Below are 255 nucleotides of genomic sequence, written 5' to 3'. Positions count from 1 at the left end.
CTCGGCGGCCTTGGCGAGCGCGGCCTCCTCCACGTCGCCGAGGAACTGATGGCGGACGGGGCACAGGTCCTCGCCCGTACCGTCGACGTCAGCGACCCGGAGTCCGTACGCGGCCTGGCGGACGCGGCGTTCGACACCTTCGGCGCCGTGCACGTGCTGTGCAACAACGCGGGCGTCGGCTCGGGCGCCGAGGGCCGGATGTGGGAGCACGAGCCCAACGACTGGAAATGGGCCTTCTCCGTCAACGTCTGGGGC

The 255-nt window shown here is 71.8% G+C and carries 1 protein-coding gene; it reads left to right on the top strand.

What is annotated here, in order from left to right; translation table 11 throughout:
* The coding region (locus RMT89_RS44210) for an SDR family NAD(P)-dependent oxidoreductase (RefSeq protein WP_315889401.1) at window positions 1-255 on the top strand (255 nt) is incomplete at both ends.

The sequence above is a fragment of the Streptomyces sp. P17 genome, from assembly GCF_032436805.1.
Classification (GTDB): Bacteria; Actinomycetota; Actinomycetes; order Streptomycetales; family Streptomycetaceae; genus Streptomyces.
Note: the sequence above shows the minus strand (reverse complement) of the source record. Positions and strands in the feature narration are given on the sequence as shown.